The sequence below is a fragment of the Psychrobacter sp. N25K4-3-2 genome, assembly GCF_015351755.1.
GTDB lineage: Bacteria > Pseudomonadota > Gammaproteobacteria > Pseudomonadales > Moraxellaceae > Psychrobacter > Psychrobacter glaciei.
In genome coordinates, this window is the sequence record NZ_JADKLX010000004.1 from 109,106 (window position 1) to 126,684 (window position 17,579).

Sequence of the window (17,579 nt, forward strand, 5' to 3'; positions counted from 1 at the left end):
TACGTTCTTTGGAGTACCTTTATGCTTATCAATGCAGATTTTTCACGTCGTGCCGCGCTGACTCCTGAAGACCATCAATGGGTAAAATCGCCACAAAATGGTGTGGAGCGTGTGATGCTTGACCGCGTAGGAGAAGAGAAGGCACGCGCGACCAGTTTGGTTCGTTATGCACCGAGCTCTTACTTCCCGCATCACTTGCATCCGGGTGGCGAAGAGATTTTGGTATTGTCAGGGACGTTTTCTGCTGATGACACACACTATCCGGTAGGCTGGTACTTGCGCAATCCACCGGCTTCAGGTCATAGACCTTATAGTGAGGAAGGTGCGGTTATTTTTGTTAAACTACGTCAAATGTCATCTGATGAGTCCAATCCTGTGGCGATTGATACTCAAGATAGTGCCAATTGGCAGCGCCAAGACAACCGTGACGTTTGTCCTCTGTTTTTAGATAGTAACGAGCAAGTGAGCTTGCAGCGTATAAATGCAGACGAGTTGCTGTTTGATACTCCAATAGATGGTGGTGCAGAGCTACTGGTGGTGGCAGGTGAGCTGATAGATGATGACCAAGTCTATCAACGAGGTGGGTGGATACGCTTCCCTATAGGTGAACAGCCGCAAGCTAAAGCAGGGCCAGAGGGTGCTACGGTGTATCTGAAAACTGGACATCTTATTCGCGTCATTGGTTTAGAAATGAATGAAACTTAAAATATAGCTATCAACATGCCGACTACAGGTAGTTGTAATAAACACTCACCATTTATTAATGTATCACTGGCGTACCTTGCGTCGTAAAAGCAAAGGCTTTATTGCTAAAGTTGCCTATCATCACCGCCTCAATAACTGGGGTGACGGTATCGTCAATGCCTTCGACCTCAATGATGAAGTTAGCGCCAGAGCCACCTTTGTCCTCTTCTTTTTCGACAATATAATTGAGCGTGCCCATGGCCGGTAGCTCAATAGGTTTATGCAGATACGATTTTAAAAAAGTCCCATGCGTATCGTAGTAATCGATTTTATTGATATACAATGATTTCTTTAGGGTGGTATTACGAACGCTCAAAGTCGCGGACAGTAAGACTTTACGATTGTCTCTATCGGTATAAATGTCAGAGTAAATCGGCACATAAAAGGTTTGCTGATAGCCAAATTTGCTACGATCAATTTTTGAGGTGATTTCAAGCTGTTTGATGGGGTCTTTCTGCCCTTCTGACAGCATGACGTTCGGGTCTTGAGACGATTGATCACAGCCTGACAGCAGTGCCGTCATGGCAATCAGTAGGACGGATATGTGATACTTATTCATAACTTTCCCTTTTATAATGTCATAGCGCAACTATTTAAATAATAGGTATGTCGTCGTTGATGTTCAGACAATGTATCCTTTATTTAGATTTAACCCGCTACTGTATTTTTACCCCAACGCTACGTAAAAACTGATTAATATGCTTGTTCGCGCCATAGATTATCAGGACATCTTTGTCCTGTAGCACTTGCTCAGGCTCGGCTAAACCTTCGATACTCGGCTTACGTTGCGTCCGTCCAAAGCTGTCTTCATAATACTCATAGCGCATGGTACTAAGCAATCGAATATTAAATTTTTGCTTGAGCTGTAAGTCGTCAACGGTCTTTCCAATCAATGTATTTGGAATACTAAGCTCAACGATACTAAAATGATCGGTAAGCTCAAACGAATCTATAAAGTAGCGCAGTGACAGCCGTTTGGCCCAGCGGTCGGCGGCTTCTTTTTCAGGCAAAATAAGATCATCCACGCCGATGGCTTGCAGCACTTTTTGGTGCAATGGGTTGATACTGCGGCTAATCAAGCGCCGCGCTTTTAAGGTCTTAAATAGCGCCGTTGCCATGACGTTCGCGCCTTGATCTTCGCCGATTGCGACCACGACGATATCGGTATCGATAATAGGTAAACCAGTGACGGTATACTCATCGGTGGCATCCATACAGACGGTATGCGAGATGACCTCTTTATAGGCCTCAACTTTTTGCATATTGCTGTCAATAGCAATCACTTCATGACCTTGACTGGTCAGCGCCATACCCAGCGACGAGCCAAAGTTGCCTAACCCTACGATGATATATTTCATATTATCCTTTTGATGCCTTAATAATAGTGCCACGCCTGAGTTAACAGAAACTTAATTAGTAGAAATTTAATTAACAGGGACTTAATTAACAGAAACTTAGTTAATAGTAATCTCTTCCGTGGGATAGCGGTAGTTACGCTCGCGCATGTTTTTGAATAAAGCAATAAAGAGCGTCAGCATACCCACTCGACCAACGAACATAATCACCGAAATCACCATCTTGCTAAAATCGGACAGCTCGGTCGTCAAATTCAAACTCAAGCCCACAGTGCTATAAGCAGAAAAACACTCAAAAACCACTTTAATCAAGTCCAACTCGGGCTGATCGTAGCTGATAAGTGTCACGCCCATACCAATGACCAACAGCGACAGCCACATGATAGAGAACGCGCGACGAACCGATATCTCAGCGATTTCCCGTTTGAACACTTCCACTCTGGTCTGTCCACGCGCCAAACTCAAGGTATTTAATAGCGCGATGGCAAAGGTACTGGTTTTGATACCGCCGCCCGTCGAGTTCGGTGACGCCCCAATCCACATCAAAAAAATCGTCAACATAATCGTCGGAAATGCTAGGTCGCCCATATCAATACTATTAAACCCAGCCGTTCGCGGAGTGGCAGCAGTGAAGATTCCCGTCACTAATTTGCCATAAAAACTGCCGTGGTCAGCCAGTACACCATTATATTCAAACAGCATAACCCCAATAAGCCCCACTAGCAGCAAAGCACCCGTCGTAATAAGGGTAATACGGCTGTTAATATTGAGTAACCATGGTAGATATGCGTAGCGCTGATTACGACGATATATCAGGCGCTGGACACGGTAACGCAAATACCGCAGTACATTGACCACAATCACAAAGCCCATACCGCCAAAAATAAAGGTAATGCCAATAATCAGCTGTAAAGGATAATTAAAGCGCAGCGCGTCATCATATAAGCCTGCACTAAAGGTAGAAAATCCAGCATTACAAAAAGCCGAAATCGCATGGAATACAGAAAAAAACAAGCGCTCAGATAAATCCATACCAGGTAAATCATAAATACTGGCGTAAATGAATGCAGCCGCCAACGACTCAACGGCAAAGGTCACATATAAGATAGATTTGAGGGTCGCCACTACATCACCCGTCCCGCGCATATAGGACATCTCACTGATACTTAACTGAGTCTCATAGCTGACACCACCCTTGAAGAAATAGCTAAAATACGTCACAAAGGTCAAAATTCCGAGACCGCCGATTTGAATCAAGCCCATGATAATGACTTGACCAAAGGTTGTGTAATAGGTCGCGGTGTCCACCACAATAAGCCCAGTAACACACACCGCGCTGGTGGCAGTAAATAACGCATCGATAAAAGACAAAGGCTGGGTGGTCGCGTTGGGCATCATTAATAGCAAAGCGCCAACCAGCACCACCGACAAAAAGCTTAGAATAAAAAATTGGGCTGGGTTCAGAAAAGTACGATCGAGATTGAAATCGTGATCAGAGATTTCACGAATGAACGTGACCAGCACTGCAATCTTAATCGCCACAAAACCGTCAACGGAAACAGCTAAGCCTGAGCGTATTAAATCCGTGAAATGCGCCACAAGTAAGATGACAATAGCGATACTGGTCAATAAGTCAAAAACGGCCACTTTATTAATCGTTAGCGGTTTTTTGCTATAAATGTAGCGCCCTGTCGTAACGACAAACCCTAAGAAGATAATGACTAAATACAAAATATGAAAAACATGCTGTAGCCAATTCGGTAGCGTAAAACCACTATCGAGGAGAGCCACGGCTACTCCAATGATGCTAATAAAAACAGTAAAATTGTTAAGTAATCGATAGCGAATGGCAGCGTGCATAGCCTTAGTCCATGAAAGGAATAACCACGATACTTATACTCCTTTTTTTGACTATTCACTAAGACTGATTTTAAAAAATCTGTAACCAGTTATGAGTTGATTGTTCAAAGCTATGATGAACAAAGAACAGCGTTGTTTTTACACCAGACAGCTCCTTAACTCATCCCAATAAAGGCTGTTGTCATCAAGGCTATTAATGACAATCTGATGACAAGTTGGCTACGGTCTAAACGAGTTGCCATGGTAAAGTACGGAGTAATAAATAACGATTGCAGCACCCTGCATAAAGACAATGACTAAGGACGGCGCTATGGTACTGGATATTTTATTGACCATTCATTTCATATTACTCGTGCTGATATCCTTACGCATACTCTCTCGCCATGATTTGACCTCATCGGCTAGACTGGCATGGATGGTCGTCCTGTTTATCTTGCCTTATATCGGCGTCGTGGTTTACTGGATGTTTGGTGAGGTACATTTAGGCAGTGACTTCAGCCGCAAGCATGAGCAAATTATAGATAAGCTCCATACGCAGAACCCTGAAGTGCTCGGTAGCGACGAGGCTTTAACACATGCCATAAAAACCGAGTATCAAGCGGCGTTTGCTTACTCTGCGAACGTCACAGGCTTTCATACCACGGTGGGCAATCATGCGGAACTCATGGCCGATGCGGCTGAAACGCACAAACGAATGATTGCGGATTTTGATGCAGCAACCGATCATATTCATGTGCTGTATTATATTTGGCTGATTGATGGCACAGGTATCGATATTGCCCAAGCCTTGATGCGTGCAGCACGTCGCGGTGTCACTTGTCGAGCGATGGTGGATGGCATGGGCTCACGGAAGATGGTGAGCTCAAAGATATGGCAACAAATGAAAAATGCTGGCGTGCAAGTCAGCGTGGCACTACCGATTAACAATCTTATAAAGGTGATGTTATTTAGCCGTATTGATCTGCGTAATCACCGCAAGATTACCGTGATCGATGGCAGCATTGGTTACTCTGGTAGTCAAAACTGCGCGGACCCTGAGTTTCGCGTGAAGCCAAATTTTGCGCCGTGGGTCGATATTATGCTGCGCGTCGAAGGACCTGTCGTGGCACAGAACCAGATGCTCTTTGCCAATGATTGGCTGATAGAAAACCCTGACACAGCGATTGAAAGCTTTTATTACCCTACCGAGCGACTAGGCTCGCCAACTTCGACAGGCTTTGCCGCACAAGTCTTTGCTGATGGCCCCACCCAACGCTCAGGCGCAACACCGCAATTCTTAGGAGTGCTCATTAGCCAAGCACAGAAAACCCTGACCATCTCAACCCCTTACTTTGTCCCAGATTATTCCCTTATCAATGTGTTATGTGCCACCGCCTATCGCGGCGTAGAGGTCACGATGATCTTCCCCAAACACAACGACTCATTGGTGGTCGCCGCGACCAGCCGCAGTTATTATTGGCAATTGCTAGAAGCAGGGGTAAAAATCTATGAATACAAACCGGGATTGCTACATGCTAAGACCTTGACCGTTGACGGTCAGATCAGCTTAATTGGATCGACCAATTTAGATTTGCGTAGCTTTGATTTGAATTACGAAAACAATATCGTCTTTAGCGATACCGCATTAACCGCCGATATTATTGAACGCCAGTATCAGTATATCGCTGATTCAGAAGAAGTCAGCCGTCAACAAGTTGCAGACTGGTCATTGCCATACAGAATTTGGAACAATATTGTCGCGACGATGGGACCTATTTTATAAATAACAGCTGGGTGCTAGGGCGTGTCCTCATTATTGATCAACGCTTTTTTGCAAAACATACACCACAAATTTTGCTTCCGTGCTAAATGCTTGTTGTTCAACCGCTGCCAGTAGTGTCTGTCTTTTTTCGCTACGAGCGCGATATGCATACGGGGTCATGGTCAGCAAGTCGGCTAAGTCAGTCGCTGACAATGTCATCTCGGTACTGACACGATGCGTTTCTATCAACGTAAAGTATGGTGCCAACTCCTGCAAAAACTTATCAGAATCATGCTCGCGCACGCTATCAAATAGTGCATCACGCATCGTTGCTAAATGTCCGACATCAGGCTTGGCAATAATTAGGTAGCCCTCATCAACCAATACCTTGGCAAAAGCCTCAGGCAAAATAGGGCTAAAAATACTGCTAATACCCGTGACGCTATGAGCACGCAGAGGCAAATTTGCCGCACTGGTGACCAATGGGTAAATAACCGTCGTCTTTTCAGCCTTGTCTTTATGTTGTTGATACCACAGCTGACTGGCGGCTTTGCTCACTTTAGCCAACTCAACCAACGCGGGCTTGCTGATATCAGCCGCTATCAAAGTAGTGATAATATCTGAGCCCATCTGTGCCATCGCCTGCGTGTAATAGCCTTCCCCGCAACCGATGTCTAACCAGTTGACTGGGCTTTTATCAGGCTTAGCTGTTGGCGCAGAGATGCTTGCATTTTGCCCTAATAACTGCCCCATTTTCTGACAAACCAATCTTTGTAACGGCGCATAATGCCCAGCTGCCAAAAACCGCTTTCGCGCTTCGATAGATTGCTGGCTATCACCCGGTGTTTTGGATTTTTTTTGCTGTACGGGCAGCAGATTGACATAGCCTTGACGCGCCACATCAAACGGATGCGCAGTTTGCTTAGGGTTTAAACTGCCATCGCAGCGCCACGTATCGGCGGCTGGTTGCAGAGGTGACTGGCAAAGGGGACAAACAAATAAGGACACAAGCATCTCTAGGTCATAGCAATATGGCTAGCATTTTAACAAAAATTGCGTGGGTTGATGAATAAAAGAAGCCGTACAGAATTTAAGAAAACAAAAAGCCACCTCAGTTATTGCTGAGATGGCTTTTTAATCACGCAAATATTTAAGATAGTATTTTTTGACGTTGCCTTACGCTTAGCGCAGTTTTAACGTCATCAAACCAAGTATGACCAGTAAAATGGCGATAATCCAAAATCTGGCAACCACTTGCGTTTCTTTCCAGCCAATTTCTTCAAAGTGATGATGTAGCGGTGCCATACGAAAGACGCGTTTTTTGCGCAGTTTATAGGAGCCAACTTGCAGCATAACCGATAGCGCTTCGGCGACGAATAAACCACCCATAATAGCAAAAGCGATCTCTTGACGGGTCATGACGGCAATCGTACCGAGCATCGCACCGAGGGCAAGCGCGCCCACATCACCCATAAAGACTTGCGCGGGATGCGCATTGAACCACAAGAAGCCAAGGCCAGCACCGATCATCGAGCCACAGACAATAATTACTTCAGAGTTGTAGGCAATATAAGGCACATGCAAATAATCGGCAAAGCGTACGTCACCCGAGACGTAGGCCATCGCGCCCAAACCAGCCGCGACTAAAACGACAGGCAAAATTGCCAAGCCATCTAATCCATCGGTCAAGTTGACAGCATTGGAAGAACCGTTAATCACAAAGTAAGTAAAGATAATAAAACCAATGCCGAAAGGCACGGCTGAGAACGGAATCATCCAGTCTTTAAAAATGGGTATTAATAAATCTTGCATCTCGCGGGTGGTGGCCATATCCGGTTGCAAGGTGGCGATATAATACAAGGAGATACCGACGAATAACGCCCCCATAGACAGCCAAAAGTATTTTTTGCGAGCAATCAAACCTTTGGGGTTTTTGTATTTGATTTTGAGCCAATCATCCGCCCAACCGACCGCGCCAAAGATAATCATCACGATCAACAAAATCCACACATAAGGATTGTTGAGGCGTGCCCAGAGTAAGGTCGACACCCCGATGGCGCTCAAAATCAACACCCCGCCCATGGTCGGCGTACCAGTCTTAGCCAAATGCGACTGCGGGCCATCATTACGAATGGCCTGACCGTACTTTAGTGATCGCAAATGCCGAATAACCGGTCCGCCAAAGAACATACTAAATGCGAGTGCCGTAACCACCGCAAGTAGCGCTCGTAGCGTCAACGAAGAAACCGCAGAAAACGGTGAGTAATACTGGCCAAGCCAGCCAAACAACCAAACTAACACCGCCTACTCCTCTACTAGCGCATGAATAAGTGTTTCCATCTGCATGGAACGAGAGCCTTTGAACAACACCGTACAAGGCTGAGCTTGTTGCGCTTGCAAGTAAGACTGTAAATACTGCAGTAAACTATCTTTATCAGCGAACGCATGCGCGCTAATCTCAGAAATCTCTTGTGCCCCAGCCACGGTGTAAGGCGCGTACTCGCCAACACACAGCAGTACATTGATACCCGTGGTTGCGATGGTACGACCCAAGCTTTGGTGTTCGCTCACCGCAGCATCGCCAAGCTCACCAATATCTCCTAACACCATCACCTGTGTACCGGTTTGCGCCGCCAATACTTTGGCAGCCGCGCGTACCGAATGTGGGTTGGCATTGTAAGTATCATCAATCAGGCGATGCATACCGAGTAGCTGACTGTTCAAGCGCCCTTTAGCGGGACGTGCGTTCTCAAGCCCGATCACAATATCATTCACGTCGATATTCAAAGCATGAGCACAAGCCGCCGCCGCCAACGCATTATTAACATTATGCTCACCTGCTAGTGGCAAGCTAATATCATGGACTTGGTTGCCAATATGCAGCTTAAATTCACTGCGTTCAGGCTCGACATCTAAGTGACTGGCGCTGACATCGGTATTACCAAAGCCGATGACATGTGAGGTATGCTTTTCAGCAATGCGGCGTAATTGATTGGTAAAATCATCTTTATCGGGAACGATCGCAAATTGCGCGTCATTCAAAGTATGATAAATCTCTGCTTTGGTCTGGCAAATCCCTTCGCGGCTACCAAATTCACCCAGATGGGCGGTACCGATGTTCAAAATACAAGCCACGTCCGGACGGACAATTTCAGTAGTATAAGCAATTTCACCAATATGATTGGCACCCAACTCTAAGATGGCATAGCGATGGTGATCGGATAATTCGAGCAGCATCATCGGTACACCCAAGTCGTTATTGAGGTTACCACGAGTGATGAGCGTCGGCGCCAACCTACCAAAGATACTTCCGAGCATCTCTTTACAAGTGGTCTTACCGCTAGAGCCTGTAATGGCAATCACGGTCAAATCTTGATGCTGCTGACGACGATAGGCGGCTAATTGCCCTAGCGCTAAGCGAGTATCCTTGACAACTAACTGCGGAATATTGGTAGAGATAGGCCGTGAGACGATAGCGGCAACTGCGCCCTGTGAGGCAGCCATATTGATATAATCGTGACCATCAAAATTGTCACCGGTTAAGGCTAAAAATATATCACCGGTTTTTATCGTGCGCGTGTCAGTGGCAATACGATTGCTAGTAATGCCGTTACTTATCTCTGCTTGCCCTTCATTTAACTGTCCTGCATCTAACTGCCAGTGACCATCAATAGCGGTGGTGGCTGCTAGCAAGTTATCTGCTTGCCAGACATACAGCCCTTGCGACTGTATGGTGTTATCGTTGTCGGCTGTCATAGTAGTGATTACCTTATATGATGATTACGTATTTCTTATAACTAGGGTCTGTTGAACATTCAAATATTAGGACTGCTGATCGCTAAAATTGCCCCAAACTAGGCGTAAACCGACGATAATGTCGAGACCTTAGCTAGGTTTACAACAACGTTTGGGGCGATTTTAGTATTAGCCTTTCAGGGCAGGGCTATTTTTTGCCAATACATGGCGAAATTGTCTAACCTAGAACGACTAGTCATCAAAAATTTCACTGCGTATTGTCTAAAAAATAGACACTGCCAGTTCCACATTTGAATGTTCAACAGACCCGGCATGTTAAAACTTATAAATATTATTAAAAAAATTAGTGGTACTAAAAATTAATGTTGCTAAACATTTAGACAGCAATTTTTTATACGCGCCCAGCGTGCTCTAGAGCATTCTGTAAAATAACACTGTCGTCAAAATCATAACGGACATTATTGATTTCTTGATAAGTCTCATGACCCTTGCCAGCGATGACCACAATATCATCGGCAGCCGCTTGATTGACGGCATATTGAATCGCTTTTTGGCGCGCTGGTTCGATATGGGTACGCTGATATTGCTCCGCACTCATGCCTGCTTGCATATCTTGCAAGATCAATTGTGGGTCTTCGGTGCGTGGGTTATCTGCCGTTAAAATCACTTGATCCGCACCTGCCAGCCCTGCTTGCGCCATCAATGGGCGCTTGCCTGCATCACGGTCGCCACCGCAGCCAAACACTGCCCATAGCTGACCTTTGCAATGGGTTTTTAGACTGGCTAATACCTGACTTAAGGCGTCAGGCGTATGCGCATAATCAACGATAAAGCAGCCATCATTAGAGGGCACACGTTGCATACGCCCGACAGCACCTTGTAGCTGTGCAACAGCAGTCGCAATGCGCTCAATACCTACATTTGACTTAGCACCAATCGCCACCGCTGCTGCCATAGCGGCAAGCAAATTCGCCACGTTAAAACGTCCAAGTAATGGACTAACGATATCTAAATTATTAATTTTCCCATCGCCGAAATCTGTATGTAGGCTAATCTCGACACCTTGTAAGCTGGGCTTGATTTTAGTAGCGATAAAAGTAGCCGTTTTTGAAGCATCCAAACTATAGGTCCAAACCGTCAATTCGCTGGCATGGGCAGTGTCCAACATAACCTGCGCATGCTCATCATCGATATTGATAATAGCGTGGGTCAAATCCGGAAAGTGGGCTTTATCAAACAATCTGGCTTTAGCCGCTGCATACTCTGCCATATCAGCATGATAATCTAAATGATCGCGGCTTAGGTTGGTATAAATCGCCACCGACACAGGCATACCCTGCAAACGTTGCTGATCTAAACCATGTGAGCTGGCTTCCAATGCCAATAGCTCGGCGTTCTCTGATCCCATTTGATATAAGAACTGCTGGACGGCTAGCGCATCGCCAGTGGTATGGCTGGCTTGCACCAAGGCACCCAGTCTACCGTTACCCGCCGTACCCATGACCGCACTACTCATGCCAGTCAACTGGGTTAATTGCGCCACCAATTGACTGATGGTGGTTTTGCCATTGGTACCTGTCACCGCCACCACTGCTGGTAGTGTCACTGGCTGCTGATACTGCAAATGAGATTGGATTAAATCACCCAAAAAATCACGGATGTTGGGCACATATAAAACAGGGCAAGGCAAGGAGTCTAATTGCTGCTGCACTACAGATTGTGAGTCATCCGTGCTTAGAGCAATATTGGCATGTGGTGGCACATTAGCCGTGGCAAGCAAAGCAATCGGATCGATTTCTGATAGGATAAAAGCCGCGTTTTTAGCGGCTTGATAAAGGTAATCACGACTTTTTTGGCAGTTTGGTGTATGGCTCTTTAGTAGTACAAACACGTCGTTTGGCGCTACCTGACGGCTGTCCAAACGAAACCGCTGAAACGGTACGTTGGCAACTGTATTTAGTTGAGCAGAAGCTGCCTGATTTGTTGATGTTTGAGTGGCTAGCGCTTGAGCTGATGCTGCTATCATCGCCGATAATGCCTGCGCTAGGCGATGGTCATTACGATTGCTAGCATCCATAAGCTGTTGCAAGTTAACCGTAGCACTGGTTGGCGATGAAGTGAGCATAGTCATTGGCAAATCCTAAACAGTTAAAACAAATCAGATCATTAGTAGCTGGATACTCAAAAATCCATATCCATGCCTATTGGGCTTCAGTTTTTAAGGGCTTATCTAATGGCACATTATAGAGGCGTAGCGCTTCTTTCATGACGTTATGGAATACGGGGGCTGCTGTCAGACCAGCATAATGAAGCCCTCGAGGGTCTTCTACTAAGATGACACCGACCAGTCTTGGGTTTGATGCTGGCGCCATGCCAGCAAAAACGTTGCGGTATTGGTCAGTATAATAACCGCCTTTTGGGTTGATACGGCGCGAGGTACCGGTTTTACCCGCTACTCGGTAACCGTCAATCGCCGCTGCCTTGGCGGTACCACCTTCTTCGGTAACGCTCTCTAACATCTGTACAATCGACATGGCTTGTTCGTGCGCCATGATGCGTTTGCTTGGCTGCACTTTGTCACTCTTAACCAAGGTTAAAGGATGCATGACCCCGCCTGCTGCCAATGCCGAATAAGCCTGCGCCACCTGCGCTACAGTCGCCTCCATACCATAACCATAACTGATCGTTGCACGACGTGAGGTCTCTTTTTCTTCCGGTGTAACCACAAGCCCACTGCCTTCCGCTGGGAACTTTAACGGTGTCTTTGAACCAAAGCCAAATTGCTTTTGCATATTGGTAATAGCATCAGCGGGCAAAGATAAGGCAATCTTGGTCGAGGCCACGTTACTTGATTTTTGTAGGAGTGTGGCAAGATTGATGGTGCCCAAATTATTATGGTCACGAATGGTATAACCACGCACACGAATTGAACCTGGATTGGTATCAATTAGAGTAGTCGATGTGTATTTGCCCGAATCTAGCGCGGCAGCAACGGTAAATGGCTTCATGACTGAACCCGGTTCAAATACATCAAGGAGCGCACGGTTACGCTGGTTTTCACCAGTCATCTCATTTAGATTATTTGAGTTAAATGATGGCCATGTCGACAATGCCAATACTTCACCAGTCTGTACATCAACGACCATGCCAGTTGACCAGCGGGCTTGTTGCAAGCGCCCTACTTTCTCTAGCTCTTTATAAAGCAAATACTGTAAACGTGAATCAATCGTCAACGCCACGTCTTTGCCAGGTATTTCTGGCTCAACCTGTTTGATTTCTTTTAGGCTGTTTTGTTTGGCGTCTTTAAGGACCAACACCTTACCATCATCACCTGCCAGATCTTTTTCAAATTGGCGCTCGATACCAGCGCGTCCCTCATAGCCACCTTCAGGATCGTTGGCATTTTGCCCCATAAAACCCAACAGCTGCGAGTTCGGTTGGGGCTGCGGATAATAACGCTGAAAGAAGTTTTTTTCGTACACACCAGGGAAATCAAGCGAGCTAACGCCTTGAGCTATCTCAGGAGTCACTTTATTCAGTAGTGGCAAATAATGCGAGCCTGCGCCCGACGGTAGTGCTGCTTTTACCGCCGCTTCATCGGTCACATCAATACTATCGTCGACAGCGGTGACCTTTTTTAATTCACTGACCGTAATATTTGCTGCCGCTGCCAGTCGAGTCAGATCCATATTATCCAGTCGCTTTTGCATGCGTGCTTGTAGCTGTGGACTATTAGGATTGGTGATTTTAATGCGTTTGAGCTCGTAGTATTCACGCGAATAATCATGCGGACTAAAGGAAACAGTCGCAAGCGGTGCACTAACAGCTAATGGTAGATTATTGCGATCGGTAATCATACCGCGGTAGGACTTTTGCGTCCGTACGCTGGTGATGAGCTCGTTACCTTTATCTTGATAAAATTGCGCGTTAGCCACTTGGATATAATAGGCACGTCCTATCAGTAGCGCCAGTACGACAAGCGCCATGCCCCAAACAGTACGGAATCGGTTTTTATCGTACTCAAAGCCGCCACGAGATGATGCACCAGTAGCCCTATTAAACACCATTTTTTTACGGTTTTTGACACTGGTATACGCGCCTTGATCCTCATTTTTTTTGAGGCGACCAAAGAGTTTGGCTTTGCGATTGTCTGAGGACTTGCTGTCAGTTTGTCCTGATTTGGCCGCACTAGCAGGACGCAAAGGCTTGGTCACTTTACCGCTGGCAGGTTTTTTACTGGTATTTTTTGCGGTTGTTTTACCGCGATTGGTCTTTGGCTTTTTATCACTCATTGTCCTGCCTCCGCAAGGCTGGCGTCGGTCACAGGAGCATCGGTCATAGGAGCGTCCGTTTCGATTACGTCTGAATCATTGACTCTAATCATCTCTGCGCTAGACGGCTGGGCTGGTGCCAATGCAACGGCAGCACCCGGCTGAATGATGAGCTTATCTGTGAGGGCTGGTGAAAACATGCCAAGCTCAGCAACAGCACGACTGGCTATTTGCGGGGTCGCACTAAAGGTTTGCTGTTCAATTAAGAGGCGCTGATGTTCAATTTTCAGCTTACGTTCTTGTTTTTTCATGTCTTGCAAGGTTCTATAATCCTGATGATATTGCTGCACTTCCTCAGCGGTTTTGATACCGCTCCAGACGATAGCCGCCGCCAACAGCAATAGCACGGCGACATAAATACTGACCACATTAAAGCGGCGCACGAATAGCTCGCCAACGTCAGTGGTATTGGCTGTAGCGGCGCGACGGTTTGCTGGTTTGTCAGATATTGCCATGACGATCTCAAAAAAGTAAACTTCAAATATAAAAGAGCAGCAACTGTCTGCAGGTAATAACAATCTCATCCCTGCTCAGTACCATCAAGAAAAATACAACCAAACATGCTGTGCAATGATAGCCATAAAAACCTGCCATGATTGACGTTTATTCTAAAACCAACTGTTATCTATGCTAAGAACTAATCGTCATCGCCAAATTAGCTCATATATAAACAAAAAAGTAACTGCTGAGCCTAGCAGATAATATTTACAGCTTTTTAACAGTTGCGTAAATATTAAGACATTTAGTCACATTCACTCACCAGAATACTAGAGCATGCCATCGACAGGTTTCATTGCTTTAGCGTTTGCTGATAATCGGTATCCGTACGCGTCGCTAATCGCAACCATGCACTGCGCGAGCGCGGATTATGACTGACCTCAGTTTTACTAGGGCCAACACGTTTGGGCTTGCTAAAATACCGTGGACGATTTGGCGGCATTGGCAGATTTTCGTCTTCTGGATATTGCCCTTTGCTATGACGCTGTAAAAACTGCTTAATGCGGCGATCTTCTAAAGAATGAAAGCTGATGACTGCCAACTGTCCGCCTGACTTTAATATAGGAATGCTTTGTTCTAAAAAGTCATCAACATCGCCCAGCTCATTGTTAATAAAAATACGCATGGCTTGAAAGCTTTGCGTCGCTGGATGCTTGCCGCGCTGCCAATTTGGATGCGCCACTTTTATCACTTCTGCCAGCTCGAGCGTGGACTTGTAACTTTCCATCTGCTTAATCGCACGCGCAATACGGCGACTGTGACGCTCTTCACCAAACTCATAAAGCACATTGGCCAAGGTTTCATCGTCAACTTTTTCTAACCACTCAGCGACCGACTGGCCACGACTGGTATCCATACGCATGTCCACCGCACCGTCGCGCATAAAGCTAAAGCCACGGCTACCATCATCAATCTGCGGTGAGGAAATACCCAAATCCGCCATCAACCCATCAACTTGCATGATGCCCATGGCTGCCAGACTGTCCGTCAATGTCGCAAAGCTGTCATGAACCACTTTTACACGACTGTCGGTAGTTGCCAATTCGCGAGCAACGGCAATGGCGGTCGGGTCTTTATCAAAGACGATCAATGTTGCATCATCAGCAAGTTGACTCAATAGTAGCCTGCTATGACCACCGCGACCAAAGGTTGCGTCGACGTAGATGCCACTCATTTGCAAGCTATTTTGACGGTCACTGCTTTGTTCGTCACTGCCTGTTTGCTTGGGCAGCGCATTGACGCCAAGCACAGCGGCGACGGCTTCTTGCAGTAGCACAGCATCATGAACGAAACTTAATTCATCTGACACCTTATCGCCTTGATTAGGGTCTTGAACAGAAATGTCTTCCATAGCAGATGGGCTAAGCGCTGACTCAGGGCTATCAGTAGCAGCAGAAGGACTGGCGTTAACATTTGGCGTTAGCTTAGATTTAGATTTTGATAATGACACAAACAACTCAGTAGATGACGACCATAATGGCCAGTAATAGTAAAAAATCGGATGAAAATAAACAAGTTATGCCTTGTCTAACATTATTATCGCAAGGATACGCTGGTAGTCAAGCGCTAGAAGGGCTTTTCATTAAAAATATCACATCTCTCTGTTATACTAGCGCTATATTTTACGCTATTTTTCAACATTGACGGCTATTGTTTCATCCGTATTTTTTCAAACTTTTGATTCATATTTGTCCTTACCCTCTTTCACTGCCTTATTTATTAACAACATTCTGAGATTCCTATGACGCAAACATCGACCCAAAAACCAACCCAAGCATCAACACGCCCTGTGCGCACTCGCATCGCACCCTCACCAACTGGCTTTCCTCACGTAGGCACCGCTTATATTGCGCTATTTAATTTGGCTTTTGCTAAAGCCCATGGCGGCGAATTTATTTTACGTATTGAAGACACCGATCAGACGCGCTCAACTGAGCAATCAGAGCAAATGATTTTGGACGCTTTACGTTGGGTAGGACTTGATTGGGCAGAAGGCCCAGATATTGGTGGTCCTCACGCCCCTTATCGTCAAAGCGAGCGTAGCGACATCTATACCAAACACGCCGAGATGCTAATAGATAAAGATCATGCGTTTCGCTGTTTTTGTACCAGCGAAGAGCTAGATACCATGCGTGCCGAGCAAATGGCCAATGGCGAGACGCCACGTTATGATGGTCGCTGTGCTCACCTTGCACCAGAAACCACCGAGCAATTGGTAAGCGAGGGCAAGCCACATGTGATTCGTATGCGCGTGCCTACCGAAGGCGTCTGTCAAGTGCAAGACATGCTACGCGGCACCGTTGAAATTCCTTGGACACAGGTCGATATGCAAGTGCTGCTAAAAACCGACGGCATGCCAACATACCATTTAGCCAATGTCGTCGACGACCACTTGATGGATATCAGTCATGTGATGCGCGGTGAAGAATGGTTGAACTCTGCGCCTAAGCATCAGTTGCTTTATGAATATTTTGGTTGGGAGATGCCTGTACTTTGCCACATGCCATTACTGCGTAACCCAGACAAATCAAAACTGTCTAAGCGTAAAAACCCAACCTCTATCACTTACTATCGTGATGCGGGCGTACTCCCTGAAGCGTTGCTAAACTACCTCGGTCGTATGGGCTACTCGATGCCTGACGAAGCAGAACAATTTACCTTAGAAGAAATGATTGCCAGCTTTGACATTCAGCGTGTGTCACTTGGCGGCCCTATCTTTGATATCGAGAAACTCAACTGGCTCAATGCTGAATGGCTACGCGCACTCACGCCAGAAGAACTCAAAAATAAAATCCTCGAATGGGCAAGCAACAGTGACAAGCTAACCGCTATCGCAGCGGCGATTCAACCACGTATCGAATTGCTGTCTGACGCGGTCAATTGGAGCGGCTTCTATTTCCAAAACTTACCTGATATCAACGCTGAGAGCTTTACGCATAAGTCGCTCACACCTGAGCAAATCATGGATATGCTACAGCTGTCATTATGGCAGCTAGAAGTCTTGCCTACTTGGTCAGAAGAAAACATCTACGCCACGCTAAAAGGCCTGGCTGCACATCTTGATATTAAGATGCGGGATTTTATGGCACCGTTCTTTATCGCTATCGCTGGTAGCACCTCATCGACGCCAGTCATGAACTCTATGGCGATTATCGGTGCTGACATGACCCTGACACGCTTGCGCCATGCGGTTGACGTGCTGGGCGGCTTAGGTAAAAAGAAACTGAAGAAACTTGAAAAGCAAGCGGCAGAATTGCCAGACTTTTTGGCTGCTGAATAGCTTTTTAGTTCGAA

At 46.2% G+C, this 17,579-nt stretch carries 13 protein-coding genes; 3 read left to right on the top strand and 10 right to left on the bottom strand.

Annotated elements, in window-relative coordinates; translation table 11 throughout:
- Window positions 1-21 precede the first annotated feature (21 nt).
- Window positions 22-705, top strand: coding sequence for a cupin domain-containing protein (locus tag IOD06_RS11155; protein ID WP_194620945.1), 684 nt, complete (start codon window positions 22-24; stop codon window positions 703-705).
- A gap of 55 nt (window positions 706-760) precedes the next feature.
- On the opposite strand, the gene IOD06_RS11160 is transcribed toward IOD06_RS11155, so the two are convergent.
- The 3 genes from IOD06_RS11160 to IOD06_RS11170 form a co-directional block, all read right to left on the bottom strand.
- Window positions 761-1,303, bottom strand: coding sequence for a DUF3124 domain-containing protein (locus IOD06_RS11160; RefSeq protein ID WP_194620946.1), 543 nt, complete (start codon window positions 1,301-1,303; stop codon window positions 761-763).
- Between the two features lie 97 nt (window positions 1,304-1,400).
- The gene (locus IOD06_RS11165) at window positions 1,401-2,102 is read right to left on the bottom strand and encodes a TrkA family potassium uptake protein (RefSeq protein ID WP_010197995.1); all 702 of its coding nucleotides are present in this window, start codon (window positions 2,100-2,102) and stop codon (window positions 1,401-1,403) included.
- A gap of 96 nt (window positions 2,103-2,198) precedes the next feature.
- On the bottom strand, window positions 2,199-3,959 hold the full coding sequence (locus tag IOD06_RS11170; protein ID WP_194620947.1) for a TrkH family potassium uptake protein: 1,761 nt from the start codon (window positions 3,957-3,959) through the stop codon (window positions 2,199-2,201).
- A 310-nt stretch (window positions 3,960-4,269) separates the two neighbouring features.
- On the opposite strand from IOD06_RS11170, the gene cls reads away from it, so the two are divergent.
- Window positions 4,270-5,721, top strand: a complete 1,452-nt coding sequence (gene cls, locus IOD06_RS11175) for a cardiolipin synthase (RefSeq protein WP_194620948.1) — start codon at window positions 4,270-4,272, stop codon at window positions 5,719-5,721.
- A 30-nt stretch (window positions 5,722-5,751) separates the two neighbouring features.
- On the opposite strand, the gene IOD06_RS11180 is transcribed toward cls, so the two are convergent.
- From IOD06_RS11180 to rsmH, 7 genes are all read right to left on the bottom strand, one after another.
- Window positions 5,752-6,714: a putative RNA methyltransferase gene (locus tag IOD06_RS11180; RefSeq protein WP_194620949.1), complete on the bottom strand. Its 963-nt coding sequence runs from the start codon at window positions 6,712-6,714 to the stop codon at window positions 5,752-5,754.
- 168 nt (window positions 6,715-6,882) lie between these two features.
- On the bottom strand, window positions 6,883-8,001 hold the full coding sequence (gene mraY, locus IOD06_RS11185; RefSeq protein ID WP_010198007.1) for a phospho-N-acetylmuramoyl-pentapeptide-transferase: 1,119 nt from the start codon (window positions 7,999-8,001) through the stop codon (window positions 6,883-6,885).
- Window positions 8,002-8,004: 3 nt separating this feature from the next.
- Window positions 8,005-9,456 carry a UDP-N-acetylmuramoyl-tripeptide--D-alanyl-D-alanine ligase gene (murF, locus tag IOD06_RS11190; RefSeq protein WP_194620950.1) on the bottom strand — a complete coding sequence of 484 codons (1,452 nt, stop codon included), beginning with the start codon at window positions 9,454-9,456 and terminating at the stop codon, window positions 8,005-8,007.
- A gap of 391 nt (window positions 9,457-9,847) precedes the next feature.
- Window positions 9,848-11,587 carry a UDP-N-acetylmuramoyl-L-alanyl-D-glutamate--2,6-diaminopimelate ligase gene (locus IOD06_RS11195; protein WP_194620951.1) on the bottom strand — a complete coding sequence of 580 codons (1,740 nt, stop codon included), beginning with the start codon at window positions 11,585-11,587 and terminating at the stop codon, window positions 9,848-9,850.
- A 70-nt stretch (window positions 11,588-11,657) separates the two neighbouring features.
- Window positions 11,658-13,748 carry a penicillin-binding protein 2 gene (locus tag IOD06_RS11200; RefSeq protein ID WP_194620952.1) on the bottom strand — a complete coding sequence of 697 codons (2,091 nt, stop codon included), beginning with the start codon at window positions 13,746-13,748 and terminating at the stop codon, window positions 11,658-11,660.
- Entirely contained in the window at window positions 13,745-14,170 is a 426-nt protein-coding gene (locus IOD06_RS11205) for a cell division protein FtsL (RefSeq protein ID WP_320157438.1), read from the bottom strand. The genes IOD06_RS11200 and IOD06_RS11205 overlap by 4 nt, the downstream gene beginning before the upstream one ends.
- A 407-nt stretch (window positions 14,171-14,577) precedes the next feature.
- Window positions 14,578-15,735 carry a 16S rRNA (cytosine(1402)-N(4))-methyltransferase RsmH gene (gene rsmH, locus IOD06_RS11210; RefSeq protein WP_320157437.1) on the bottom strand — a complete coding sequence of 386 codons (1,158 nt, stop codon included), beginning with the start codon at window positions 15,733-15,735 and terminating at the stop codon, window positions 14,578-14,580.
- Window positions 15,736-16,026: 291 nt separating this feature from the next.
- On the opposite strand from rsmH, the gene gltX reads away from it, so the two are divergent.
- A complete protein-coding gene (gene gltX, locus IOD06_RS11215; protein ID WP_194620954.1) occupies window positions 16,027-17,565 on the top strand; it encodes a glutamate--tRNA ligase in 1,539 nt (512 codons plus the stop codon).
- The last annotated feature ends 14 nt before the right edge of the window (window positions 17,566-17,579 follow it).